Origin of the sequence: Janthinobacterium sp. SUN120, assembly GCF_030397735.1 — a bacterium.
GTDB classification, from domain to species: domain Bacteria; phylum Pseudomonadota; class Gammaproteobacteria; order Burkholderiales; family Burkholderiaceae_D; genus Janthinobacterium; species Janthinobacterium kumbetense.
The window spans coordinates 1,320,006-1,343,972 of sequence record NZ_JAPUBW010000001.1 but is presented as its reverse complement, the minus strand read 5'-3'; the positions used below and the strand labels follow the sequence as shown (position 1 = coordinate 1,343,972).

At 64.3% G+C, this 23,967-nt stretch carries 21 protein-coding genes; 16 read left to right on the top strand and 5 right to left on the bottom strand.

All coding sequences use genetic code 11. From position 1 onward, the window contains the following. The first annotated feature begins 89 nt into the window (after positions 1-89). Positions 90-1,406, top strand: coding sequence for a DUF3472 domain-containing protein (locus O0879_RS05955; protein WP_289915335.1), 1,317 nt, complete (start codon positions 90-92; stop codon positions 1,404-1,406). A 10-nt stretch (positions 1,407-1,416) separates the two neighbouring features. On the opposite strand, the gene O0879_RS05950 is transcribed toward O0879_RS05955, so the two are convergent. After that, positions 1,417-1,929 (bottom strand): hypothetical protein, encoded by a 513-nt coding sequence (locus tag O0879_RS05950; protein WP_289915333.1) that lies wholly within the window; start codon positions 1,927-1,929, stop codon positions 1,417-1,419. Between the two features lie 247 nt (positions 1,930-2,176). Here O0879_RS05950 and O0879_RS05945 point away from each other — a divergent pair, with 247 nt between their 5' ends. From O0879_RS05945 to O0879_RS05935, 3 genes are all read left to right on the top strand, one after another. Continuing rightward, positions 2,177-2,689, top strand: a complete 513-nt coding sequence (locus tag O0879_RS05945; RefSeq protein WP_289915330.1) for a sigma-70 family RNA polymerase sigma factor — start codon at positions 2,177-2,179, stop codon at positions 2,687-2,689. After that, entirely contained in the window at positions 2,662-3,663 is a 1,002-nt protein-coding gene (locus O0879_RS05940) for a FecR domain-containing protein (RefSeq protein ID WP_289915329.1), read from the top strand. Before O0879_RS05945 ends, O0879_RS05940 begins: the two co-directional genes overlap by 28 nt. Positions 3,664-3,748: 85 nt before the next feature. Next, the gene (locus O0879_RS05935) at positions 3,749-6,211 is read left to right on the top strand and encodes a TonB-dependent receptor (RefSeq protein ID WP_289915327.1); all 2,463 of its coding nucleotides are present in this window, start codon (positions 3,749-3,751) and stop codon (positions 6,209-6,211) included. A gap of 4 nt (positions 6,212-6,215) precedes the next feature. Here the strand turns inward: O0879_RS05935 and O0879_RS05930 are convergent, their stop codons facing one another. Then, a complete protein-coding gene (locus tag O0879_RS05930; protein WP_289915325.1) occupies positions 6,216-6,593 on the bottom strand; it encodes a SirB2 family protein in 378 nt (125 codons plus the stop codon). A gap of 87 nt (positions 6,594-6,680) precedes the next feature. Further along, complete coding sequence (locus O0879_RS05925) at positions 6,681-7,127, bottom strand: GNAT family N-acetyltransferase (RefSeq protein ID WP_289915324.1); 447 nt, start codon at positions 7,125-7,127, stop codon at positions 6,681-6,683. 283 nt (positions 7,128-7,410) lie between these two features. On the opposite strand from O0879_RS05925, the gene O0879_RS05920 reads away from it, so the two are divergent. Genes O0879_RS05920 through O0879_RS05910 form a run of 3 tightly spaced genes read left to right on the top strand, consistent with a single transcriptional unit; the run spans position 7,411 to position 10,787 of the window. Continuing rightward, complete coding sequence (locus O0879_RS05920; protein ID WP_289916157.1) at positions 7,411-8,655, top strand: nitrate/nitrite transporter; 1,245 nt, start codon at positions 7,411-7,413, stop codon at positions 8,653-8,655. Beyond that, positions 8,652-10,037, top strand: a complete 1,386-nt coding sequence (locus O0879_RS05915; RefSeq protein ID WP_251348993.1) for a NarK family nitrate/nitrite MFS transporter — start codon at positions 8,652-8,654, stop codon at positions 10,035-10,037. The genes O0879_RS05920 and O0879_RS05915 overlap by 4 nt, the downstream gene beginning before the upstream one ends. A 54-nt stretch (positions 10,038-10,091) precedes the next feature. Further along, entirely contained in the window at positions 10,092-10,787 is a 696-nt protein-coding gene (locus tag O0879_RS05910) for a carbonic anhydrase (protein WP_077403725.1), read from the top strand. Here the strand turns inward: O0879_RS05910 and O0879_RS05905 are convergent. Beyond that, positions 10,773-11,144, bottom strand: a complete 372-nt coding sequence (locus tag O0879_RS05905; protein ID WP_289915322.1) for a ribonucleotide reductase subunit alpha — start codon at positions 11,142-11,144, stop codon at positions 10,773-10,775. The genes O0879_RS05910 and O0879_RS05905 overlap by 15 nt on opposite strands. A 245-nt stretch (positions 11,145-11,389) precedes the next feature. Here O0879_RS05905 and O0879_RS05900 point away from each other — a divergent pair, with 245 nt between their 5' ends. From O0879_RS05900 to O0879_RS05860, 9 genes are all read left to right on the top strand, one after another. Beyond that, positions 11,390-15,088, top strand: a complete 3,699-nt coding sequence (locus tag O0879_RS05900; RefSeq protein WP_289915321.1) for a nitrate reductase subunit alpha — start codon at positions 11,390-11,392, stop codon at positions 15,086-15,088. Position 15,089: 1 nt separating this feature from the next. Then, positions 15,090-16,640: a nitrate reductase subunit beta gene (gene narH / locus O0879_RS05895; protein WP_251348990.1), complete on the top strand. Its 1,551-nt coding sequence runs from the start codon at positions 15,090-15,092 to the stop codon at positions 16,638-16,640. Positions 16,641-16,649: 9 nt separating this feature from the next. Beyond that, the gene (gene narJ / locus O0879_RS05890; RefSeq protein ID WP_289915319.1) at positions 16,650-17,318 is read left to right on the top strand and encodes a nitrate reductase molybdenum cofactor assembly chaperone; all 669 of its coding nucleotides are present in this window, start codon (positions 16,650-16,652) and stop codon (positions 17,316-17,318) included. A gap of 35 nt (positions 17,319-17,353) precedes the next feature. Next, positions 17,354-18,040: a respiratory nitrate reductase subunit gamma gene (gene narI / locus O0879_RS05885; RefSeq protein WP_289915316.1), complete on the top strand. Its 687-nt coding sequence runs from the start codon at positions 17,354-17,356 to the stop codon at positions 18,038-18,040. A 15-nt stretch (positions 18,041-18,055) separates the two neighbouring features. Then, a complete protein-coding gene (locus tag O0879_RS05880; RefSeq protein WP_289915314.1) occupies positions 18,056-18,802 on the top strand; it encodes a peptidylprolyl isomerase in 747 nt (248 codons plus the stop codon). 88 nt (positions 18,803-18,890) lie between these two features. Next, a complete protein-coding gene (gene moaA / locus O0879_RS05875) occupies positions 18,891-19,877 on the top strand; it encodes a GTP 3',8-cyclase MoaA (RefSeq protein WP_289915313.1) in 987 nt (328 codons plus the stop codon). 26 nt (positions 19,878-19,903) lie between these two features. Continuing rightward, positions 19,904-21,805: a type IV pili methyl-accepting chemotaxis transducer N-terminal domain-containing protein gene (locus O0879_RS05870; RefSeq protein WP_289915308.1), complete on the top strand. Its 1,902-nt coding sequence runs from the start codon at positions 19,904-19,906 to the stop codon at positions 21,803-21,805. 24 nt (positions 21,806-21,829) lie between these two features. Further along, a complete protein-coding gene (locus tag O0879_RS05865) occupies positions 21,830-22,492 on the top strand; it encodes a response regulator (protein ID WP_289915306.1) in 663 nt (220 codons plus the stop codon). A gap of 110 nt (positions 22,493-22,602) precedes the next feature. Beyond that, entirely contained in the window at positions 22,603-23,814 is a 1,212-nt protein-coding gene (locus O0879_RS05860) for an NnrS family protein (RefSeq protein ID WP_289915304.1), read from the top strand. A 3-nt stretch (positions 23,815-23,817) separates the two neighbouring features. On the opposite strand, the gene O0879_RS05855 is transcribed toward O0879_RS05860, so the two are convergent. Continuing rightward, positions 23,818-23,943, bottom strand: coding sequence for a hypothetical protein (locus O0879_RS05855; RefSeq protein ID WP_257218626.1), 126 nt, complete (start codon positions 23,941-23,943; stop codon positions 23,818-23,820). Between the last annotated feature and the right edge of the window lie 24 nt (positions 23,944-23,967).

The following is a 23,967-nucleotide window of genomic DNA, read 5'->3' as shown; positions in this document are numbered from 1 at the left end:
GTTTTTTCTGTCCCGATCCGTTTTTCAACCGCGGCGTACGCCGCAGGACTTCTTGCGCCTGTTGCACGCCGTACCACCAGGAGACGTTGATGAAACATAGAAGTTCATTACTCTGCGCAGTTCTTCCCGCCATGCCATTGCTGCTGGCAGCCTGCGGCGGCGCCACTGCCACCGCTACCCCGGACATGGGCGGCACTGCCTTGCTGGCTACGGGCGTGGCCGCAGCGGTCACGCCCGCCACCGTGGAACTCGCCGGCAATGCCTTCATCACCAGCGGAGACAAGGGCGCCGTCATCGACGAGCATGGCCTGGCCGGCTGGAGCAATCCCGATGCCGTCGCCAGCACGTATTTCCGCGTGGACGGGGCGGGCCCCGTCCAGGTGGCGCTCGATGCCAGCCTGGCCGATGGCGGCAACAGCACCATCCGCGTGAAGATCAATGGCGCGCCGTTCGACGTCAAGCTGGCCGGCAAGGCCCGCAAGACCTATGCCGTCGGCACGGTCAATGTGACGGCGGCCGGCTATGTGAAGGTGGACATGCAGGGGTTGACGCGTGCAAAAGCCACGTTCGGCGACGTGGCCGCGCTGAAGGTGACTGCGAACGCGGCGCTTAATTACGCCAGCGACCCGGCCAACTACTACTGGTCGCGGCGCGGGCCGTCCGTGCACATGGGCTACACGGTGCCGGCCAATACCGAGTATTTTTATAACGAGATGACGATACCCGTGGGCCAGGACGCCATCGGTTCCTACTTCATGGCCAACGGCTTCGGCCAGGGCTACATGGGCATCCAGGTGAAGTCGCCCAGCGAGCGCTGGATATTGTTTTCCGTGTGGGACGCCGACAATGGCGCGAAGACCACCCTGGTCAGCAAGGGCGCCGGCGTGGTCGACAACGCGTTCGGCGGCGAAGGCACGGGCGGCCAGACCTATTTGTCGTACAACTGGGCGGCCGGCACCACGTACCGCTTCATCACGCGCGCGCGGCCGGACGGCAAGGGCGGCAGCGATTACTCGGCCTGGTTCTACGCGCCCGAGACGGGCAAATGGCGCTATATCGCCACCTGGAAGCGCCCGGCGATTTCCACGTATTTGACGGGCGTGCATTCCTTCCTCGAGAACTTCATCGATACCCTGGGCTACACGGAGCGCCGCGTCCAGTTCGGCAACCAGTGGGCGAGGAACGTTTCAGGCGCCTGGTTCGAAGTGACGGCAGGGAGGTTCACGGGCGACGCCACGGCCACCAATGGGCAGCGCATGGATTATGCGGGCGGCCTGGAAAACGGCAAGTTCTACCTGCGTAACGGCGGCTTCTTTGCCGACTACGTGAAAACCAGCCAGAACTTCACGCGGCCCGCGACGGGGCAGGCACCAGCCGTCGATGTAGCGGCCTTGCCGATGCAATAGGCGTTGATCCTTACCCCGGCCGCTTGCCCGCCATCGCTTCGATGCCGCGATAGTAGGTGAGCGGGCGGCCTATCGTCACTCCCATCAATGCCGCCGCCTGGATGATGTCGTTTGTATCGCGCCGGTACACGACCAGCGCATCCATCTGGTCGGTGCCGTTGCCGTCGATCTGGATCAGGTCATAGCCGCCTTCGTCCACGGCGCGCTGCGTCAGTTCCGCGTCCAGCCACTCGAAATAGGGCAGCGCGCTACCGTCGCCTCCCTCGAGCATTGCGTACGGAAAGTCGGGGAATTCGTCGAACATGTCCTGTATCTGTTCGTGCAGCTCATCGAGCTTGTCGCCCGACGCCGTATAGCCAGCCAGGTGCCAGAGGATCGCCACCGCGTAGGCATGCGCATCGCTGTCGATCCACTCGTCGCGTGGCGCGGACGGCGCGTTGGTGATGGCGGTGACGGCCGCGTCGAGTTCCTCGCCTTCCAGGTCACCGCAGGTCAGCTTGGTCAGCAGTTCAGATAACAGCATGTTTGCCTTTCAATGGAGGGACGCCAGGCCAGGATGGCCGGCTGGGTGATGTTGTCAATACTATCATTGCCGCGTGCCGAGGCGCGCCCGGTAGAACTTGCACCGTGCATTGCGCCGGCGGACGTGGTCAGCCTAGCAATTTTGGAAAGAATCGCGTCAAACTGGCATTTGCAGGCCGCTTGCGCCGCAGCACCGCCTAGATATAGAATGCGAATCATTATTATTTGCGACCCAGGGAGCATGCGACGTGTCGGCAGCCCAATCCGGCGTTCACCAGGAGGTGGGCAGCCTGTATCACGATCATCACCGCTGGCTGCAAGGCTGGCTGCGGCACAAGCTGGGCAACGCGTTTGACGCGGCCGACGTGGCGCACGACACCTTCATGCGCCTGCTGAACCGCGACGAGGCCATCGCCGCGCGCGAGCCGCGCGCCTTTTTGACGACGGTGGCCAAGGGTGTGCTGGGCAATCTGTACCGCCGTCGCGACCTGGAAGCGGCCTACCTGGAAACCCTGACCAACCTGCCCGCGCAGTGCGCGCCCGATCCCGAGGCGCAGGCGATCCTGCTCGAAGCCCTGTTCGACATCGACCGCCGCCTCGATGGCCTGGCGCCCGCCGTGCGCCGCGCTTTTCTGCTGTCGCAGCTCGACGGCATGCCGCAGGCGGCCATCGCGCTGGAACTGAACATCTCGCTGGCCACCGTGCAGCGCCACCTGGTCAAAGCCATGCACCAGTGCTTCTTTTCCCCGTCGGCGCCGTGATGGGCGCCCTGACGCCGGAAGCGGCCAGTCTGCAGGCTGTCGAATGGCTGGTGCGCCTGCAGGCCGGAGACGCCACGCCTGAAGTGGAGCAAGCCTGGCGCGCCTGGCGCGGCAGCGACCCGGAAAACGAGCAAGCCTGGCAGCACGTGGAAGGCTGCATGGCGCGCATGCGTGCCTTGCCCGCGCCGCTGGCGCACGGCACCCTGGCGCGCAAGCCCGCGCATGCGCAGGCCAACGCGGCGCGCCGGCAGTCGCTCAAGCTGCTGGCGCTGCTGGCCGTGGGCGGCGGCGCCTGGCTGGCGGGCGGCGACGAACAGGCGGCCTTCTGGCTGGCCGATTACCGCACCGGCACGGGCGAGCTGCGCCACATCGTGCTGGCAGACGGCACGCGCATCGCGCTCAACACGGCGTCCAGCATCGAGGTGCGCTACGATGCGGGCCAGCGCCTGGTGACCTTGTTAAAAGGCGAGATCATGGTCAGGACGGCGCGCGATACGGCTGGCCGTCCTTTTTTCGTGCGCACGGCGCAAGGCCGCTTGCAGCCCGTGGGTACGCGTTTTGCCGTGCGCGCGGAAGGGGGACGCACGCACCTGGGCGTGTTCGCGGGCGCCGTCGATATTCTGCCGGAACAGGCGCCCGCCGCCGTGCGCAGGCTGCAGGCCGGCCAGCAAGCCAGCTTCACGGCGGCGCAGATCGGTAGCGTGCAAACCTTGCCTGCCGGCGCGGATGCGTGGACGGCCGGCATGCTGGTGGCGCACGATATGCCGCTGGCCGATTTTGTCGGCGAACTGGCCCGCTATCGCCATGGGCGCCTGGCCTGCGATCCGGCCATCGCCCACCTGCGCGTGTCGGGCATCTATCCGCTGGCCGACACGACGCAAGTGCTCGACATGCTGACGCGAACCTTGCCCGTCGACGTGCGCCAGAGCACGCGCTTCTGGGTGAGCGTGGTGCCGCATCGGAAGCACCCGTGATTATTTTCCGAAAAAATGAGGGGTTTTCGATTTTCGCGTGACATAGCGAGTGAACCCTTCATTCACTTTCAGGAAAACAGTCCGCATGCCCAGCACAACACCTATTTACGCCTCTTCCATTTCCAGCACATGCCGCCGCAGCGTGGCGGCGCTGGCCGTCAGCCACGCCCTGTGGCTGCTCGCCGCCGGCGGCGCCTCGGCAGCCGCACCCCTTGCGCAGGCAGCCAATGCGGCGCGCATCGAGCTGGCGATACCCGCCGGTACCCTGGAACAGGTGCTGGTGCGCTTCGGCCAGGAGACTGGTACCATGATTTCCTACCAGGCCGCCGCCGTGGCGGGCAAGCGCAGCGCGGGTCTGGCGGGCAGCTACAGCGTGCCGCAAGCGCTGGACGCCATCGTCGCCGGCTCGGGCTTGCGCGCCGTGCCGCAGGCGAACGGCGGTTATGTGCTCGACGTGGCGGCGGCCGATGGCGGCCAGACCATGCCCGAGATGAAGGTCAGCGCCAGCTTTGATGCGAACGGTGCGACGGAAGGCAGCGGTTCCTATACGACGCAGACCATGCGCTCGGCCACGCGCCTGGGCCTGTCCGTGCGCGAGACGCCGCAAGCCGTCAGCGTGGTCACGCGTCAGCAGATGGATGACCAGAACCTGCAAACGGTGGAAGAGGTGCTGCAAAACGCGGCCGGCGTGGCCATCAACCGCTACGACAGCGACCGCACCTCGTTCTTCGCGCGCGGCTTTTCCATCGCCAGCTATCAATACGATGGCATCCCCACCACGGTCGACAATGCGTTCAGCGTGGGCGACAGCACCCTGGACATGACGGCCTACGACCGGGTCGAGATTGTGCGCGGCGCCACGGGCCTGCTGACGGGCGCGGGTGAACCGTCGGCCACCATCAACCTGGTGCGCAAGCGTGCGTCATCCCGGCAACTGGCCGGGAATGCAGCCCTGAGCCTGGGTTCCTGGAGCAATGCGCGCGCCAGCGCGGACGTCTCCACGCCACTCACCACGGATGGCAAGGTGCGCGGGCGTGTCGTGGCCAGCTACCAGGATAGCGAATCGTATGTGAGTCTGTATCACGCCAAGAAAGCCATGGCGTATGCCACCGTGGAAGCGGACCTGGCGCCCGGCAGCGTGCTGATTGCCGGCTATGAGTACCAGGATAATCGCCCGCGCGGCGGCATGTATGGCGGCTTGCCGCTGTGGTATGCGGATGGCGAACGGGCCACCTTGCCCCGTTCCGCCACCACGGCAACCACCTGGAGCCGCTGGTTCAGCACCAGCCAGACGGCCTTTTTGCGCCTGGAGCAGGACCTGGGCAAGGGCTGGAACCTGACGGCCATGCTGAATCACGGCTGGGGCAATTATTCGGCAGCCGAGCTTTTCGCCAATACCTGGCCGGACAAGGCCACGGGCCAGGGCGTGACGGGCTACACAGGGTTTTACTCGGGCACGCGGCGCCAGGACAGCGTCGACGCCTATGTGCAAGGACCGGTGCAGCTGCTGGGGCGCACGCACGACCTGGCGTTCGGCGTCTCCGGCAGCAACCAGTTCTCCAGCAATCCGGGTATTGCCGGCAGCAGCGTCGATTACGGCAATTTCTACCAGTGGCAGGGCGTGGCGCCGGAGCCGGACTGGAACGCCCCGAGTTTCTCGCGCTGGCAGCTGCTCGACACGGTGCAGCAGCGCGGCATCTACGGTACGGCGCGCTTTTCGCTGGCCGACCCCTTGAAACTGATCGTCGGCGCGCGCTACAGCCGCTACAAGGCGGACCACGTCGACGACTGGGGCGGCAGCTATGCGTATGCCAAGCACGCCGTCACGCCGTACGCGGGCCTGGTGTGGGATATCGATGCGCAGCATGCGCTGTACACCAGCTACAGCAAAATCTTCAAGCCGCAGGGTAACCAGGACCGCTTCGGCCGCTATCTCGATCCCGTGCAGGGCAAGAATGTGGAAGCGGGCGTGAAGGGCGAGTATTTCGGCGGCCGATTGAACGCGGCGCTGGCCGTGTTTCGCATCGCGCAAGACGGCCTGGCGCAGGAGGACACGGGGCATTTCGTCGGCAATTCGCTGACGCAGGCGTATTACGCGGCTGCCGGCACCACCAGCAAGGGCGTGGAACTGGACGTCTCGGGCGAGCTGACAAAGGGTTGGAATGTGTCGGCCAGCGTGTCGCACGCGGCGGCCGAGGACAACACGGGCGCACGCCTGAACAGCTATGTGCCGCAGACCCTGGCGCGCGTGTTTTCCACGTATCAGCTGCGTGGCGACTGGCGCGCGTTATCGGTGGGAGGCGGCGTGAACTGGCAGAGCGGCGCCTACCGTGACGCCACCGGGCCGAAGGGCACGGAGCGCGTGGAGCAGGGCGGCTATGCCGTGGCCAGCCTGATGGCGAAATACGCGTTGTCGCGCCAGCTGTCCCTGCAGGCGAACGTCAACAACCTGTTCGACAAGCATTACTACAGCCAGCTTGGCATGTACAACCAGGGTTACTGGGGCGCGCCGCGCAACGCCAGCGTCACGCTGCGCTACATGTTCTGATGCATCAGAGTGGCCAGGCCTGCTTGGTCACGGCCACCGCGACGATGTAGGCGAATACCAGCACGGCAAGCGCGAAGGCGGTGCCGCGCACGGCAGGCGTCTTGCCGCGTTTCAGGGCGATGGTACCCAGCACGATGTAAGCCACCAGCGCGCACAGCTTGGCGGCCAGCCACGGCTGGCTGCCCGGCGACTGGCCGCTCCACACGGCCAGGGTGATGGCGCTGGCCAGCAGGGCCGTGTCGACCAGGTGCGGCAATATCTTCACCCAGCGCTGCTGCAAGGCGGGCGCGGCGCGCAGCATCCACGCGCCGCGCAAGAGGAAAAGAAAGCCGCTGGCGGCGGCGCAACCCATGTGGAAATGCTTGAGGCTCAGATAATCCATGCGTGTGGTGGTGGGCGTTGATTGACGATGGCGCCAGCATAGCCGCCTTTGGCCCGCCGCGCCATACGCCGTCAGGATAAGGCCGCCCTAGCGCAGGAATTTGACATACACCAGTTCAGGGTCGTTCTCGTCGAGATGGTCGATCTGCCCGCTGCGCACGAAGCCCGCGCTGGCGAACAGCCGTTGCGCGGCGCTGTTGGACTGGTTCGTCGAGGTGAACAGCTTGGCCGTATGGCAGGCACTTTCGGCCGCCGCCAGCAGGCGCCGCCCCACGCCGCGCCGCTGCTGCCCGGGGGCGACCACCACCAGCGAGACGAAGCCGTAGCCGAAGAAGTCGCCGTGCAGGAGGGCATAGCCGGCCACCTGGCCAGCCCGGATGGCCACCAGACAGTGTCCCTGGCCGACGGCGGCGCGTATTGCATCGCCCCGGCTGGCGTGCGCCTGCGCGTACGCATCGCAGGCCAGCATGGCTGCCACATCGCCAGCCCGGGCCACGCGGGTGATGATGGGGTCTGTTTCGTGCCTGTTCTGCATGCCGCTCCTTTTTCTCCAGGCGCCGAGTGTGCCAAAAATCCCTCCGCTTGTAAAACACCCGCCATCCAGGCTAGGTCCGCGCCGCGCCATCTAGTCACTTTTGCCGATACGGCTATCCAGATTGCCTTTCCAGAATCACCCTGTGACCGATAGTGCCTTTCCCCTCTGCCACGTAAGCTGGTCGGGACGGCTGGCCAGACGGCCAGTGCATTCATGGAGAAACATCGTGGCTACCCTAGATGGCACTAAGAACAACAGTAGTAACAAGGCAGTCGAACCCGGCATGCGGCGCAAGCAGTTTTCCGTGTTGGTCAGCAGCACCTTCGCATTTACCATCTGCTTTGCAGTCTGGATGATGTTTGCCGTACTGGGCATCCCCATCAAGACCAGCCTGGGATTGACTGAAACACAATTCGGCCTGCTGGCCGCCATGCCCGTGCTGACGGGTTCCCTCGTGCGCGTGCCCCTGGGCATCTGGACGGACAAATACGGCGGACGCCGCGTCTTCTTCTGGCTGATGCTGGCCAGCGTGGTGCCAATCTACCTGATCTCCTACGCCACCGCCTATTGGCATTTCCTCGTGCTGGGCATGTTCGTGGGCCTGGCAGGCGGTTCGTTTTCCGTCGGCACGCCCTACGTGGCGCGCTGGTATGAAAAGGAGCGCCGCGGCCTGGCGATGGGCATCTTCGGCGCCGGCAACTCCGGTTCCGCGCTGACCAAGTTCGTCGCGCCCGGCATCGTCGCCGCTTTCGGCTGGCAAATGCTGCCCAAGGTGTATGCGGTGGCCATGCTGGCTACTGCCATCATCTTCTGGCTGTTTTCGTACTCGGACAAAGCGCATCTCGCGCCGTCGGGCGAAAGTTTTTCGGCGCAGATGAAGGTGCTGAAGGATCCCCGCGTGTGGCGCTACTGCCAATATTACTCGGTGGTGTTCGGCGGCTACGTGGCGCTGGCGCTGTGGATGACGAAGTATTACGTGGCCGAATACGGCTTCGACCTGAAGCACGCGGCGCTGCTGGCCGCCTGCTTCTCGCTGCCGGGCGGCGTGCTGCGCGCGTTTGGCGGCTGGATTTCCGACAAATACGGTGCGGCGAAAGTCACCTGGGCCGTGATGTGGGTGTGCTGGGTGTGCTTCTTCCTGCTGTCGTATCCGCAAACCCAGATGGTGGTGGAGACCGTCACCGGGCCGCTGGCCTTCCATATCGGCCTGTCGCCGCTGTGGTTCACCGTGTTGCTGTTCATCGTCGGCATCGCCATGGCCGTGGGCAAGGCATCCGTCTTCAAGTTCATCGGCGATGATTTTTCCGACAATATCGGCGCCGTCTCGGGCGTGGTAGGCCTGGCCGGCGGTCTCGGTGGCTTCATCCTGCCCGTGATGTTCGGCGCCCTGGTGGACTTCACCGGCGTGCGTTCGAGCTCCTTCATGCTCTTGTACGGCACCGTCTGCGTTTCCCTCGTCTGGATGTATTTCTCGTTCAAGCCGCTGCGCGCGGCACCTATCCCTCAATCTGCAGGAGCAAAAGCATGAGCCGCTATATGATTAACACCTGGGAGCCGGAAACCCCGAGCTTCTGGCAAAACACGGGCAAGGCCACGGCCGCGCGCAATCTGTGGATCTCGATTCCCGCGCTGCTGCTGGCGTTCGCCGTGTGGATGGTGTGGAGCGTGGTGGTGGTCAACCTGCCCAACATCGGCTTCACCTACAGTAACAACCAGTTGTTCTGGCTGACGGCCTTGCCGGGCCTGTCCGGCGCCACCTTGCGCATCTTTTATTCGTTCATGGTGCCGATTTTCGGCGGGCGCCGCTGGACGGCCATTTCCACGGGATCCCTGCTGATTCCCGCCATCGGCATCGGCCTGGCCGTGCAGGACGTGAACACGGGCTATCCGACCATGCTGATCCTGGCCCTGCTGTGCGGCTTCGGTGGCGGCAATTTCGCCTCGTCGATGGCCAACATCAGCTTTTTCTATCCCAAGGCGAGCAAGGGCTTCGCGCTGGGCATGAATGCGGGCCTGGGCAACCTGGGCGTGTCGGTGGTGCAGTTCGTCGTGCCGCTGGTGATCACCTTCGCCGTCTTCGGCGCCTGGGGCGGCGATTCGCTCACCTGGGTCAAGAATGGCGTGAGCAAGGACATGTGGCTGCAAAACGCGGGCTTTATCTGGGTGCCGTTCATCGCCTTGAGCACCTTGCTGGCCTGGTTCGGCATGAATGACCTGGCGTCGGCGAAGGCTTCGTTTTCCGAACAGGCGGTGATCTTCAAGCGCAAGCACAATTGGCTCATGTGCTGGCTGTACACGGGTACCTTCGGCTCCTTCATCGGTTATTCGGCCGCCTTTCCGCTGCTGATCAAGATCCAGTTCCCCGACGTGAACCCGCTCGATTACGCCTTCCTCGGCCCCCTGGTCGGTGCGCTGGCGCGCGTGGCCGGTGGCGTGATTTCCGATAAATTGGGCGGCGCCCGCGTCACGTTATGGTCGTTCCTGCTGATGATCGGCGCCGTGCTGGGCGTGCTGTACTTCATGCCGCAAGCCGGTGTGGGTGGCAGCTTCACCGGTTTCTTCTGGATGTTCATGCTGCTGTTTGCCGGCACCGGTATCGGCAATGCGTCGACCTTCCGCATGATCCCCGTGATCTTCTTGACGGAACACCAGCGCGCGGCCGCCGGCAAGGGCAAGGCGGAGCAGGAGCAAGCCATCGTCGACGCCAACAAGGAAGGCGCTGCCGTCCTGGGTTTCACCTCGGCTGTGGCTGCGTATGGCGCCTTCTTCATCCCGAAAAGCTATGGCACCTCGATCTCGCTGACGGGCAGCCCCGACGCGGCCCTGTGGTGCTTCATCGGCTTTTATGTCAGCTGCATCGCCATCACCTGGTGGTGCTACGCCCGTAAAAACGCGCCGATGCCTTGCTAGTTAGAACGTCTGGCAAGTCGTTCTTGCCAGACGTTGAGGAAATGAAAGTATGTCATGGAAGAACTGGAAAAATTCGTCAACGGCTTCAGCCTGTTTCAGCAGCAGTATTTCAGCGAGCCGCAAACCTTGTACGACAGCCTGCGCGACGGGCAGCGGCCTTCGACCCTGCTGATCGGCTGCTGCGATTCGCGGGTCGATCCCATGCTGCTGACGGGCAGCGATCCGGGCGACATGTTCGTCGTGCGCAATATCGCCAACCTGGTGCCGCCGTGCACGCCCGACGCGCCGCCCGGCGTCAGTTCGGCCATCGAGTTTGCCGTCTGCAAGCTGGAAGTGGCCAGGGTCATCGTGCTCGGGCATGCGCGCTGCGGCGGCATCCGTGCGCTGCTGGAACCGCAGCCGCGCGCGGAAGGCCAGGAAACGGACTTCGTGGGACAGTGGATGCGCATTGCCGAACCGGTGGCGCAGCGAGTGCGGCGCGAGCTGGCGCACCGCTCGTCGGCGGAACAGCACCATGCGTGCGAACTGGCCAGCATCCTGCAGTCGCTGGACAACCTGCTCACCTACCCATGGCTGAAACGGCGGGTGGAGCAGGGGTTATTGAAATTGCATGGATGGTATTTCGACATCGACAGCGGGGCGCTGATGGCGTATTCGGCGCGCCAGCAGCAGTTCTTGCCGCTGGTCTGTCCCATCGAAAGGGCGCGCCACCTTCACGAGCGCCCTTGGCCGGATTCAGCTAAAACGTAACAAATCCCCGCTGCGGTCAAACGCCAGCAGGCTGTCGATGCGGCCTTGCTCGATGGCCGTCACCATGGCGCGCAGGGGCGCTTCGCATTCCTGCGCCGCCGGCGGCTGGCCGTCCTGGCCCGCCAGGCCCGCCACGAAGACCACGTCCCAGTGCGTCTGCATCTGCTTCGACTCCTCCTTCAATGTCTCGAAGCTGTCCAGTTCCTCAGGCAGCTTGTCGGCGCACATCACGGGCGTGAGGGACTTGCCCTGGCCGCCAGGCTGGGCCTGCGCCTGGGTAAAGGTGAACAGCAGGCGTTGCGGCTGTTCCTGGTTGCGGGCGCTATGCAGCAGGCTGGCGTAATCGGTAATCGACATGGTGCTCTTTCTCTGTGTTGAACGATGACGACAGGTATACCGCAGCGCCGCCTTGCCGCCCATAGGCAATAGTGACTATCCGGGTGACTACGCGCCTATGCATTCCTGGTGCCGGAAACCGACTTTTTGCCAATACCGCCGGGCATGGCACATCGATAGACTGTTTGTATCGACGCTTGAGCCATCCTGCTTGCAGCGTTTTTTAAGACCTGGCGCCGCTGCCTGCGGCGCACTGTGGAGGTAGCATGAGTCACTTTCTGGACCGCCTGAAATTTTTTAGCAAGCCCGCCGAGCCGTTTTCAAACGGCCATGGCACCGTGGTCGATGAAGACCGTACCTGGGAAAACGCCTACCGCCAGCGCTGGCAGCACGACAAGATCGTGCGCTCCACGCATGGCGTGAACTGTACCGGCTCGTGCAGCTGGAAGGTGTATGTCAAGAATGGTCTGATCACCTGGGAAACCCAGCAAACCGATTACCCGCGCACGCGGCCCGACCTGCCCAACCACGAACCGCGCGGCTGCCCGCGCGGCGCCAGCTATTCCTGGTACGTGTATTCGGCGCAGCGCGTGAAATACCCGATGGTGCGCGGCCGCCTGATGGAAATGTGGCGCGAAGCGCGCAAGACCATGGACCCCGTCACGGCCTGGGACTGGATCAGCCAGGATGAGGAACGCTCGAAACAATACAAATCCATCCGCGGCCTGGGCGGCTTCGTGCGCGCCACGTGGGACGAATCGAATGAAATCATCGCCGCCGCGAATGCGCTGACGATCAAGAAATACGGCCCGGACCGCGTTGTCGGCTTTTCGCCGATTCCCGCCATGTCCATGGTCAGCTATGCCTCCGGCACGCGCTACCTGTCGCTGATCGGCGGCGTGGCCCTGAGCTTCTATGACTGGTACTGCGACTTGCCGCCGGCCAGCCCGCAAGTGTGGGGCGAACAGACGGACGTGCCGGAATCTGCCGACTGGTACAACTCGACCTATCTGATGGTGTGGGGTTCGAACGTGCCGATGACGCGCACGCCGGACGCCCACTTCTACACGGAAGTGCGCTACAAGGGCACGAAAACCGTGGCCATCTCGCCCGACTACGGTGAAATGGTGAAGTTCGGCGACATCTGGCTGGCGCCCAAGCAGGGTACGGACGCCGCGCTGGCGCTGGCCATGGGCCACGTCATCCTCAAGGAATTCCACTCGGAAGGGCAGAGCGCCTACTTCCGCGACTATGCGCGCCAGTACACGGACTTCCCGATGCTGGTCCTGCTCAAGGAGCATAACGGCACCCTGGTGCCCGACTACTTCCTGCGCGCTTCGCACCTGGACAACAACCTCGACGAAACCAACAATCCGGAATGGAAAACCCTCGTCATCGATGAAACCACGGGCGCGATCACGGCGCCGGCCGGCTCCATCGGCTTCCGCTGGGGCGAATCGGGCAAGTGGAACCTGGAACAGAAGGCGGGCGGCAGCGGCGCGCCCATCGTGCCGATGCTCTCCATGATCAACGACAGCGACGCCGTCACGGAAGTGGGCTTTGCCTACTTCGGCGGCAAGGATGCGTCGGACATGCTGCTGCGCAAGGTGCCGGTGAAAACCATCCGCCTGGCCGACGGCACGACGGGCCTGGTCACCACCGTGTTCGACCTGACCCTGGCCAACTACGGCATCGACCGTGGCCTGGGCGGCGAAAACGTGGCCGAAAGCTATGACGACGACGTGCCGTACACCCCAGCATGGCAGGAGAAGCACACGGGCGTGAAGCGCGCCGACGTCATCACGGTGGCGCGCCAGTTCGCGGAAAACGCGGACCAGACGCGCGGCAAGAGCATGGTCATCGTGGGCGCCGGCCTGAATCACTGGTACCACATGGACATGACCTATCGCGGCATCATCAACATGCTGATGATGTGCGGCTGTATCGGCCAGTCGGGCGGCGGCTGGGCCCATTACGTGGGCCAGGAAAAACTGCGTCCGCAAACGGGCTGGACGCCTTTGGCCTTCGCCCAGGACTGGGTGCGTCCGATGCGCCAGATGAACGGCACTTCGTTCTTCTATGCCCACACGAGCCAATGGCGCCACGAAAAGCTGGAAACGGGCGACATCGCTTCGCCATCGGCGGCCGGCGGCACGGGCGACCTGACCCTGCTCGACTACAACGCCAAGGCCGAGCGCATGGGCTGGCTGCCATCGGCGCCGCAGCTGCAAACCAATCCGCTGGAAGTGGCCAAGGCCGCCAAGGCGGCAGGGCAGGCGCCGGCCGCATATGCGCTCGACCAGATCAAGGCGGGCCAGCTGCAGTTCTCGTGCGACGACCCGGACAATCCGGCCAACTTTCCGCGCAATATGTTCGTCTGGCGCTCGAACATCCTCGGCAGCTCGGGCAAGGGCCACGAGTACTTCCTGAAATACCTGCTCGGCACGCAGAACGGCTTGCTCAGTGACGAAGACGACTGCATCACGCCGAAGCAGGTGAAGGTGCGCCCGGCCGCCGAAGGCAAGCTCGATCTGCTGGTGGTGCTGGACTTCCGTATGTCGACCACGTGTCTGTATGGCGACGTGGTGCTGCCGACGGCCACCTGGTATGAAAAGGACGACTTGAACACGTCGGACATGCATCCGTTCATCCACCCCTTGTCGGAAGCCGTGCAACCCTTGTGGCAATCGAAATCGGACTGGGAAATCTACAAGGGCATCGCCGAGAAATTCTCGGAAATCGGCGGCGAGCTGCTGGGCACCCAGCAAGACATCATTTTGACGCCGCTGATGCACGACACCCCGGGTGAACTGGGGCAGCCTTTCGATCCCAAGGATTGGCGCGCGGGCGAATGCGACGCCATTCCCGGCAAGACCATGCCGAACATGACGGTGGTCGAGCGCAATTACCGCGACGTCTACAAGAAATTTACCTCGATCGGTCCGCTGCTGGAAACCATCGGCAACGGCGGCAAGGGCATTTCCTGGAAAACGGGGCATGAAGTCGAGGTCCTGCGCGGCATCAACCGCACGGTGCTCGACGAGGGCGTGTCGAAGGGCCAGCCGCGCCTCGATACGGCCATCGATGCGGCCGAAATGATCCTGTCGCTGGCGCCGGAAACGAATGGCCACGTGGCCGTGAAAGCCTGGGCCGCGCTGTCCGCCATCACGGGACGCGAGCATACTCACCTGGCGCTGCCGCGCGAGCATGACAGCATCCGCTTCCGCGATGTGCAGGCGCAGCCGCGCAAGATCATTTCCTCGCCTACCTGGTCGGGCCTGGAAAGCGAAGAAGTCAGCTACACGGCCGGCTATACCAACGTGCATGAACTGATCCCATGGCGCACCCTGACGGGCCGCCAGCAGTTTTACCAGGATCACCTGTGGATGCGCGATTTTGGCGAGGGGCTGTGCGTGTACAAGCCGGCCATCAACACGAAGACGACGGAAGCGCTGCTGGGCACCAAGCCGAACGGCAACAAGGAACTGGCGCTGAACTTCCTGACGCCGCACCAGAAGTGGGGCATCCACTCCACGTATTCGGACAACCTGCGCATGCTGACCCTGTCGCGCGGCGGACCGCACGTGTGGCTGTCGGAAACCGACGCGCAGACGGCCGGCATCGTCGACAACGACTGGATCGAGGTGTTCAACGTGAATGGCAGCCTGACGGCGCGCGCCATCGTCAGCCAGCGCATCCCGGCCGGCATGACGATGATGTACCACGCCCAGGAAAAGATCATCAACGTGCCTGGCGCGGAGATGACGGGCAAGCGGGGCGGCATCCATAACTCGGTGACGCGCGCCGTGCCCAAACCGACGCACATGATCGGCGGTTACGCACAACTGGCGTACGGCTTCAATTACTACGGCACGGTGGGCTCCAACCGCGATGAATTCGTATTGGTGCGCAAGATGAACAAGGTCGACTGGCTCGAAGGCCCGTTGCAGGAAGAAGGAGCATAGTATGAAAATCAGAGCGCAAATCGGCATGGTGCTGAACCTGGACAAGTGCATTGGCTGCCACACCTGTTCCGTCACCTGCAAGAACGTGTGGACCAGCCGTGACGGCGTCGAGTACGCATGGTTCAACAACGTGGAAACCAAGCCAGGCATCGGCTATCCGAAGCAGTGGGAAAACCAGGACAAGTGGAATGGCGGCTGGCGCCGCACGGACGCGGGCAAGATCGAGCCGCGCCAGGGCAGCCGTCTGAAAATCCTGGCGAATATCTTCGCCAACCCGAACCTGCCCGCCATCGACGAGTATTACGAGCCGTTCACCTACGACTACGAGCACCTGCAAAGCGCGCCGCTGTCGCAGACGCCGCCGACGGCCCGTCCCATCTCCGTGCTGACGGGGAAAAAGATGGAGAAGATCGAGTGGGGCCCGAATTGGGAAGATGACCTGGGCGGCGAATTCGCCCAGCGCAGCAAAGATAAACTGTTCGACAACATGCAGAAGGAGATGTACGGCACGTTCGAAAACACCTTCATGATGTACTTGCCGCGCCTGTGCGAGCATTGCCTCAATCCGACGTGCGTGGCGTCTTGCCCGTCCGGCTCCGTGTACAAGCGCGAAGACGACGGCATCGTGCTGATCGACCAGGACAAGTGCCGCGGCTGGCGCATGTGCATCTCCGGTTGCCCGTACAAGAAGATTTACTACAATTGGTCGTCCGGCAAGGCGGAGAAGTGCACCTTCTGCTTCCCCCGCATCGAAGCTGGCCAGCCGACCGTGTGCTCGGAAACGTGCGTGGGCCGCATCCGCTACCTGGGCGTGCTGCTGTATGACGCCGACAAGATCGAGGCCGCCGCCTCCGTGCCGCAGGAGCAGGACCTGTACCAGGCGCAGCTCGACCTGTTCCTCGATCCGCACGACCCGGCCATCATCGCCGAGGCGCGCCGCCAGGGCATCCCCGACCTGTGGCTGGAAGCTGCCGTCAAGTCGCCCGTCTACAAGATGGCCGTCGAGTGGAAAGTGGCGTTCCCGCTGCATCCGGAATACCGCACCTTGCCGATGGTGTGGTACGTGCCGCCGCTGTCGCCGATCCAGGCGGCCGCCGAATCGGGCAAGCTGGGCGTGAACGGCATGCTGCCGGATACGCAAAGCCTGCGCATTCCCGTGCAGTACCTGGCCAATCTGCTGACGGCCGGCGACCAGCCGCCCATCGTCTCGGCGCTGGACCGCATGCTGGCCATGCGTGCCTACATGCGCAGCAAGACAGTCGAGAAGGTGGAGAACCTCACGGTTCTGAAACAGGTGGGATTGACCAAGGCGCAGGTGGAGGACATGTACCACATCATGGCCATCGCCAATTACGAAGACCGCTTCGTCATTCCCAGCAGCCACAAGGAAATGGCCGAGGACAGCTTCAACGAGAAGGGTTCGTGCGGTTTCAGCTTCGGCAACGGCTGTTCGGACGGCACCAGCGAACCGACCTTGTTCGGCAAGAAAAAACACGGTTCGGCCATCTTCATGCAGATGCCGAAGTCGCGCAAAACGGCGCCTGGCGCTTAAGGAGCTCATATGGAACACGCTATGCATCATTACCAAGTCCTTTCTCGCCTGCTGCTGTATCCCGAGCCCGAGCTGATCGTCCACCTGCCGCAACTGGACGCGGCGCTGGCGGCCGTGCCGGAACAGCACGCGCTGCTGCGGCCCTTGCTGGCACACCTGGAAAGCAGCAGCCTGATCGACCTGCAGCAGCAGTACGTGGCCACCTTCGACCGCAATCCGTCGCACTCGCTGCATCTGTTCGAGCATATCCACGGCGAATCGCGCGACCGGGGCCAGGCCATGGTCGACCTGATGGAGGAATACAAGCGCCATGGCCTGCAGATGGTGGGCGACGACTTACCCGACTTCGTGCCCCTGTTCCTGGAATTCCTGGCGCAGCTCGACGAGGCGGTTTCGGCGCCGCTGCTGGGAGACGCCGTCCACGTGCTGGCGCACATCGGCCGCAAGCTGACGGCCAACGGCAGCCCGTACGCGCCCGTCTTCACCTTGCTCGAACGCCTGAGTCCCGTGGCGGCCGAAATGCTGGCCGAACCGCCGGTGCGCGACATGGATGAAGCGCTGGAAACCTTCGGTCCCGGCGCGGACGGCGTCGAGCCGCTGCTGCGCCAGGGCCCGGGCCAGGTCGCGGGCGGCGTCCATCCCGTGCATTTTCACCCGCAGCCGCGGCGCGCCGCCTGAGCGGCGCCCGGCATCCGCATGAAGAGGAGTACATCATGAGTCATTATCTGCATCAATTCGTCTACGGCATCTACCCGTACATCGCGCTGGCCATCTTTTTTCTCGGTAGCCTGATCCGCTTCGACCGCGAGCAATACACGTGGAAGTCCGATTCCAGCCAGCTGCTGCACCGCGGCAGCCTGCGCCTGGGCAATATTCTGTTCCACATCGGCATCATCGGCCTGCTGTTCGGCCATGCGGCCGGCTTGCTCACCCCCGTCTGGGTGTGGGATACGCTGGGTGTGTCGCACAGCCTGAAGCAGGGCGTGGCCATGGCGGCAGGCGGCGTGATGGGCGGCCTGTGCCTGGCCGGCATCCTGATCCTGCTGGTGCGCCGTTTTTCCAATGAGCGCTTGCGCGCCGTCACCACGGCCGGCGACAAGCTGGTGATGGTGTGGATCCTGCTGACCTTGCTGCTGGGACTGTCGTCGATCTTCGTCTCCGCTTCGCACATGGATGGCCACATGATGGTCTTGCTGATGAACTGGGCGCAGCACATCGTGACCTTCCGCGGCGACGCGGCCAGCTTCATCGTCGATGCGCCGCTGGTGTTCAAGCTGCACCTGTTCATGGGCATGTCGCTGTTCGTCATCTTCCCGTTCACCCGCCTGGTGCACGTGTGGAGCGGCTTCGGCGCCATCGGATACCTGGGCCGCGCCTATCAGTTGGTGCGCCGCCGCTAAGAAAGGAGCTACATCATGGGAATTTCCGTCAATGGCATCGATATCGACGATGCCGACATCGCGCAGGAATTGCCGCATCACGACGGCGCCGGCAATCCGCTGAAACAGGCCGTGCATGAACTGGTGCTGCGCCGACTGCTGCAAGACGAGGTCGAACGCCTCGGCGTGCAGGGCGTCAGCCTTGACGACCGCATCGAAGCGCTGTTCGCGCAGGAAGTGCGCGTGCCGCCCGCCGACGATGCGGCTTGCCGCACCTTTTATGCGCAGCGCCCGCAGCTGTTCAGTAGCGGGGCGCTGGTCGAGGCGCGCCACATCCTGTTCCAAGTGACGCCGGAGGCGCCTTTGGAACTGCTGCGGGCCACGGCGCAAGCCGTGCTCGACGCCCTGAAGCTGGCACCCGAGCGCTTCGGCGAACTGGCGGCGCAGTATTCGAACTGCCCCTCGGGCGCCCTGGGGGGCAACCTGGGCCAGCTGTCGCCGGGCCAGAGCGTGCCGGAGTTCGACGCGCTGCTGTTCCGCCTGGAAGAGGGTGCGCTGGCTGGCCATTTGCTGGAAACGCGCTTCGGCTACCACATCGTGCAGGTGCTGCGCCGGGTCGAAGGCCAGGCCATCGCCTACGAGGCGGTGCAGGCGCAGATCGCCGACCGCCTGTCGCGGGCCGCGTGGCAGCGCGCTGTGCACCAGTATCTGCACTTGCTGGTGGGGCGCGCGGAGATCGCTGGTGTCGAGCTGGAAGGCACAGCCAGTCCGTTAGTGCAATAGACCGGAAGGCGTAGGCCGCTAGGCCTTCTGGGGCACAGCCAGATCGTGCCCCAGCCTTTACAATCAAGGAAGAAACAGGAGTAGCGTCATGGGTAGCGTTAAGTTGCAGGACCGTTTTGGTCGTTCGATCGATTATGTGCGGCTGTCCGTCACCGACCGCTGCGATTTGCGCTGCAGTTATTGCATGCCCAAGGGCTTTCGCGGTTTCGAAGAGCCGAAGGACTGGCTGACGTTCGACGAGATCGAGCGCCTGCTGGGTATTTTTGTGCGCCTCGGCACGCGCCGCGTGCGCCTGACGGGCGGCGAGCCCCTGTTGCGGCGCAACCTGCCGGAGCTGGCGCGGCGGCTGTCCGCGCTGCCCGGCTTGCAGGACCTGTCGCTGTCGACCAATGCCACGCAGCTGGGCAAGCATGCCGCGGCCCTGCGTGCGGCCGGCGTGGACCGCATCAATGTCAGCCTGGACTCCCTGGACCGCGCCTGCATGCAGCAGATCACGGGGCGCGACAGCCTGCAGCCGATTCTCGATGGCCTGATGGCGGGCAAGGGGGCCGGTTTCGACCCGATCAAGATCAATATGGTGGCCATGCGCGGCGTCAATGACAGCCAGATCGAGGCCATGGCGGCCTTCTGCATCGAGCAGCAGTTCATTCTGCGCCTGATCGAAGCCATGCCGATGGGCAGCACGGGCCGCAATGCCCGCTACATGCCGCTCGGTCCCGTGCGCGAGCGCCTGGCGGCCCGCTTTGGCCTGGTGCCGCAGGCGATGGAGCTCGGTGGCGGGCCGGCGCGCTACATGGCGACCCCTGACGGGCGCTCGAGCATCGGTTTCATCACGCCCATGTCGCAGCACTTTTGCGCCACCTGCAACCGCGTGCGCCTGTCCGTCGATGGTACCCTGTATTTGTGCCTGGGCCAGGAAGAAAAATTCGCCTTTGGCCCCATGCTGCGCGGCGGGGCCACGGATGCGGAGATCGAGGCGGCGATCCGCGCCGCCATCGAACTCAAGCCGCAGCAGCACGATTTCAATACGCAGCCGGACAAGATTATCCGTTTTATGGCCCAAACCGGAGGCTGAACGGGGCGGTGCCAAGTAAAGGGTGTATGAAATTTAAAGCGATGTTTTCCTCCTGGCAGAAGCTGTCGACCAAGATCGTCGGCGCGCTGCTGCTCATGCTGGTGCTGGCCCTGAGTGCCATCGGCTGCACCCTGTTCCTGTCGTGGCAGCTCGAAGGCAGTTCGGCCGCCATCAACGAGACGGGCCGGCTGCGCATGCAGACCTACCGCCTGACCCTTTTGCTGGCCAGCGACGCGGGCGAGCAGGCGCGCCAGCAAGTGCTGCTGATCGACGAGACCCTGGCCAAGATCGGCCATGGCGACCCGCAGCGCCCCTTGTTCCTGCCGCCCAGCAGCGCCATCAAATCCGAATTCGAGCGCATCGGCACCGCCTGGCGCGGCGCCCTGCGTCCGGCCGCCCTGGCCGCCGACTCCAGCGCACGCGCGCGCCAGTTCGAACATGACGCCGACACCTTCGTGGGCCAGGTCGACCAGCTGGTGCGCCTGATCGAGCACGATAGCGAACAGCGCACCTTCTGGCTGCGCGCATCGCAACTGATCCTCGTCGGCATGGCCGTCATCGGCACGGTCAGCATGATTTACCTGATGTTCATGCTGATCATCGAACCGGTTACGCGCCTGCGGCTGGGCATGCAGCGCATGAAGGAACGCGATTTCAGCGTGCGCCTGGCCGTCGAGAGCAATGACGAATTCGGCCAACTGGCCAGTGGCTTCAACCAGATGGCCGACCGCTTGCAGGCGCTGTACGGCAACCTGGAAGAGGGCGTGCGCAGCAAGACGGCCACGCTGGAATACCGCAACCGCGAACTGGCGCTGCTGTACGAAAGCGCCGCCTTCCTGCAGCGCCCGCAGCCGCTGGAAGACATCTGCGGCGGCTTCATGCAGCGCATCGTCGACTATTTCGAGGCCGACGGCTCCACCGTGCGCGTGCTCGACGCCGAGCGGGGCAACCTGCACATGGTGGTGCACCACGGCCTGTCCGAAGAACTGGTGGCGTCCGAGCACTGCCTGAAGGTGGGCGACTGCCTGTGCGGCACGGCCGTCGAGATGAAGGTGGCGAAGGTGCACGACATGCGCCGCATCGACAAGGCGCACGAGCTGCGCTGCCACCGCGAGGGCTTTGCCACCGTTTCCGTCTTCCATATCCACGCGCATGAACAGCACCTGGGCTTCTTCAACCTGCATTTCCGCCATGCGCGCGTGTTTTCCGCGCGCGAGCTGGCCTTGCTGGAAACGCTGGGCCAGTTGCTGGGCATCGCGCTGGAAAACCTGCGCCTGGCCGCGCGCGAACGCGAAATGGCCATTTCCGAAGAGCGCAACCTGGTGGCGCAGGGGCTGCACGACAGCATCGCGCAAAGCCTCAATTTCCTCAACCTGCAAGTGCAGATGCTCGACGACTCCGTGCGCAACGCCCGTTTCGACGAGGTGGCGGGCATCGTGCCGGCCCTGCATGCGGGCGTGAAGGAAAGCTACGAGGACGTGCGCGAACTGCTGGCCAATTTCCGCAGCCGCCTGATGGAAGATGACCTGATCGGCTCCCTGCGCGCCGCAGTGGACAAATTCCGCCGCCAGACGGGCATCGACTCCGAACTGCTGGCCGATGTCGACGGCGCGCCATTCCCCCGCGAGCAGCAATTGCAGTTATTATTCATCGTGCAGGAAGCGCTGTCGAACATCCGCAAGCACGCCCAGGCCAGCCACGTCGAGGTGCGCCTTGCCGACCACCAGGACTTTACCTTGACGATCAGCGACAATGGCGTCGGCTTCGACGCTTGCGCCGTGCTGGAAAAGGGCGACAGCCATGTCGGCATCCACATCATGCGCGAGCGCGCGCAGCGCATCGACGCCACGTTCGACGTGCACGCCTGTCCTGGCGGCGGCACCACCGTCGAACTGCATTTGTCGCGCGAACAGCGCCGCGCCGCCTAAGTAACCACCTGAAAGTACAAAAAAATGGAGACACCCGATAAACCGATCACCGTCATGCTGGTGGACGACCACGCGCTGTTCCGCAGCGGCATACGCTCGCTGCTGCAGCGGCATACGGACTTTTCCGTCGTGGGCGAGGCGGCCGATGGCGTGGAAGGCATCAAGCGCGCCATCCAGCTGCAGCCCGACGTGGTGCTGCTGGACCTGAACATGGTCGGCATGTCCGGCGTGGAAGCGCTGCAGCTGATGCAGCACGATTGCCCGGACACGGCCATCGTCATGCTGACCGTGTCCGAAGATGCGGAAGACCTGGCGACGGCCCTGCGCGCGGGCGCCTGCGGCTACCTGATCAAGAATATCGACGCCGATTACCTGGTGCGCGCCATCCGCCGCGCGGCCGCCGGCGAAGTCGTCATCGCCGAAGCCATGACGGGCAAGCTGGTGGCGCAGCTGCAGGCGGGCACGCGGCGCGAGGAGCCCGTGTCGGAACTCGACAAGCTCACACCGCGCGAAAAGGAAATCATCGACTGCCTGTCGCGCGGCGAGAGCAACAAGGGCATCGCGCGCACGCTGGACCTGGCCGAAAGCACGGTCAAGATCCACGTGCAGAACGTGCTGAAAAAACTCAACCTCACCAGCCGCGTGCAGGCGGCAGTGTACGCGGTCGAACACCGCCAGGGCAAGTAGCCTGCGCCGGCGGCTAGTCCTTGCGGGCTAGCCGTCTAATCCTTTTGCCGATGGCGGCAGCTGCGCTTTTAAAGTAGTATATTGAATATATCTTTAAATGCGAGCCCATCATGGCCATTACCCCGATCAGCGAACCATCTCCTTCTCCCTCCGCCCCCGGCGCGGCGCCCTGGCATGCCGGCCACGCCGTCTGGCAACTGGGTTTCCGCCCGTTTTACCTGCTGGCGGCCGTGTTTGCGGCCATCAGCATTCCCCTGTGGCTGGCCAGCTACTTCGGCGTGCTGGCGGGCGGCTTGCACGTGGGGCCGGGCTGGCATATGCATGAAATGGTGTTCGGCTTCGCGCTGGCCGTCGTCGTGGGCTTCCTGTACACGGCGGGACGCAACTGGACGGGCTTGCCCACGCCGCATGGCGCGCCGTTGATGGCGCTGGCGGCGCTGTGGCTGGCGGGGCGCGTGGCCATGCTGTGCGGGCCAAGCCTGCTGACGGCGCTGGTCGACTGGCTGTTCCTGCCGCTGGCCGCCTGGCCCCTGTATCGGGTGCTGCGCCGCTCGGGCAATACGCGCAACCTGTTCCTCGTCGGCTTGCTGGCCCTGCTGGCGCTGGCCAATGGCCTGTTCCACGCGGCCGCGCTGGGCTGGCTGCCGCTGTCGCTGTTCCTGCCCGTGCAGGCGGCCATCTTCATCATCGTGCTGATCGAATCGGTGATCGGCGCGCGCGTGATCCCCATGTTTACCCGCAATGGCGCGCCTGGCAGCACGCCGGTGGCCAGCCCGCGGCGGGCCTTGATCGCCGTGGCCTGCATGGCGGCGGCCGCGATCGCGTGGCTGGCCGGCGCGCCGGCCTGGCTGACGGCGCCGCTGGCTTTCTGCGCTGCCGGCGTCTCGCTGGCCAACCTGCTGGCATGGCAGCCGCAGCGCACCCTGGGCGTGCCGCTGCTGTGGATACTGCACCTGTCGTATGCGTGGATAGGCATCGGCTTTGCGCTGCTGGCGGCCGCCAGCCTGGGTCTGCTGCCGGCCAGCGCCGCGCTTCACGCGCTGACGGTGGGCTCGATGGCGGGCCTGATCATCGGCATGATGACGCGTACCACCCTGGGCCACACGGGGCGGCCGTTGAAAGGCGGCACGGCGGAAGCGGCGATGTACTGGCTGATCCAGCTGGGCGCGCTGGCGCGCCTGCTGGCCGCCGTCGGTCCCGCAACGCTGGCCATGCCGCTGCTGCTGGCAGCGGGCGCCTGCTGGTCGCTGGCCTTTGGCCTGTATGCGTATGTGTATGCGCCGTACCTGTGGCGCGCCAGGGTGGATGGCCGCGAAGGCTAAGCGTCAGAAAGGGCGCCAGGCCAGCAGTTTCCTGATTTCCGGCGTCCAGTAGGACAGCGATTCGCCCACGACGAATAGCAGCAGGCCCAGCATCAAGGCTCTCAGCAGCAAATCCCTGCACCAGATCATGGCGTCTCCCAAAATTTCATATTA

What these genes read in the sequence shown, in the direction of transcription:
- O0879_RS05955 (WP_289915335.1), top strand. Translation starts at nt 90, where the DNA reads ATGAAACATAGAAGTTCATTACTCTGCGCAGTTCTTCCCGCCATGCCA.
- O0879_RS05950 (WP_289915333.1), bottom strand. Translation starts at nt 1,929, where the DNA reads ATGCTGTTATCTGAACTGCTGACCAAGCTGACCTGCGGTGACCTGGAA.
- O0879_RS05935 (WP_289915327.1), top strand. Translation starts at nt 3,749, where the DNA reads ATGCCCAGCACAACACCTATTTACGCCTCTTCCATTTCCAGCACATGC.
- O0879_RS05930 (WP_289915325.1), bottom strand. Translation starts at nt 6,593, where the DNA reads ATGGATTATCTGAGCCTCAAGCATTTCCACATGGGTTGCGCCGCCGCC.
- O0879_RS05925 (WP_289915324.1), bottom strand. Translation starts at nt 7,127, where the DNA reads ATGCAGAACAGGCACGAAACAGACCCCATCATCACCCGCGTGGCCCGG.
- O0879_RS05920 (WP_289916157.1), top strand. Translation starts at nt 7,411, where the DNA reads ATGCGGCGCAAGCAGTTTTCCGTGTTGGTCAGCAGCACCTTCGCATTT.
- O0879_RS05915 (WP_251348993.1), top strand. Translation starts at nt 8,652, where the DNA reads ATGAGCCGCTATATGATTAACACCTGGGAGCCGGAAACCCCGAGCTTC.
- O0879_RS05910 (WP_077403725.1), top strand. Translation starts at nt 10,092, where the DNA reads ATGGAAGAACTGGAAAAATTCGTCAACGGCTTCAGCCTGTTTCAGCAG.
- O0879_RS05905 (WP_289915322.1), bottom strand. Translation starts at nt 11,144, where the DNA reads ATGTCGATTACCGATTACGCCAGCCTGCTGCATAGCGCCCGCAACCAG.
- O0879_RS05900 (WP_289915321.1), top strand. Translation starts at nt 11,390, where the DNA reads ATGAGTCACTTTCTGGACCGCCTGAAATTTTTTAGCAAGCCCGCCGAG.
- narH (WP_251348990.1), top strand. Translation starts at nt 15,090, where the DNA reads ATGAAAATCAGAGCGCAAATCGGCATGGTGCTGAACCTGGACAAGTGC.
- narJ (WP_289915319.1), top strand. Translation starts at nt 16,650, where the DNA reads ATGGAACACGCTATGCATCATTACCAAGTCCTTTCTCGCCTGCTGCTG.
- narI (WP_289915316.1), top strand. Translation starts at nt 17,354, where the DNA reads ATGAGTCATTATCTGCATCAATTCGTCTACGGCATCTACCCGTACATC.
- O0879_RS05880 (WP_289915314.1), top strand. Translation starts at nt 18,056, where the DNA reads ATGGGAATTTCCGTCAATGGCATCGATATCGACGATGCCGACATCGCG.
- moaA (WP_289915313.1), top strand. Translation starts at nt 18,891, where the DNA reads ATGGGTAGCGTTAAGTTGCAGGACCGTTTTGGTCGTTCGATCGATTAT.
- O0879_RS05870 (WP_289915308.1), top strand. Translation starts at nt 19,904, where the DNA reads ATGAAATTTAAAGCGATGTTTTCCTCCTGGCAGAAGCTGTCGACCAAG.
- O0879_RS05865 (WP_289915306.1), top strand. Translation starts at nt 21,830, where the DNA reads ATGGAGACACCCGATAAACCGATCACCGTCATGCTGGTGGACGACCAC.
- O0879_RS05860 (WP_289915304.1), top strand. Translation starts at nt 22,603, where the DNA reads ATGGCCATTACCCCGATCAGCGAACCATCTCCTTCTCCCTCCGCCCCC.
- O0879_RS05855 (WP_257218626.1), bottom strand. Translation starts at nt 23,943, where the DNA reads ATGATCTGGTGCAGGGATTTGCTGCTGAGAGCCTTGATGCTGGGCCTG.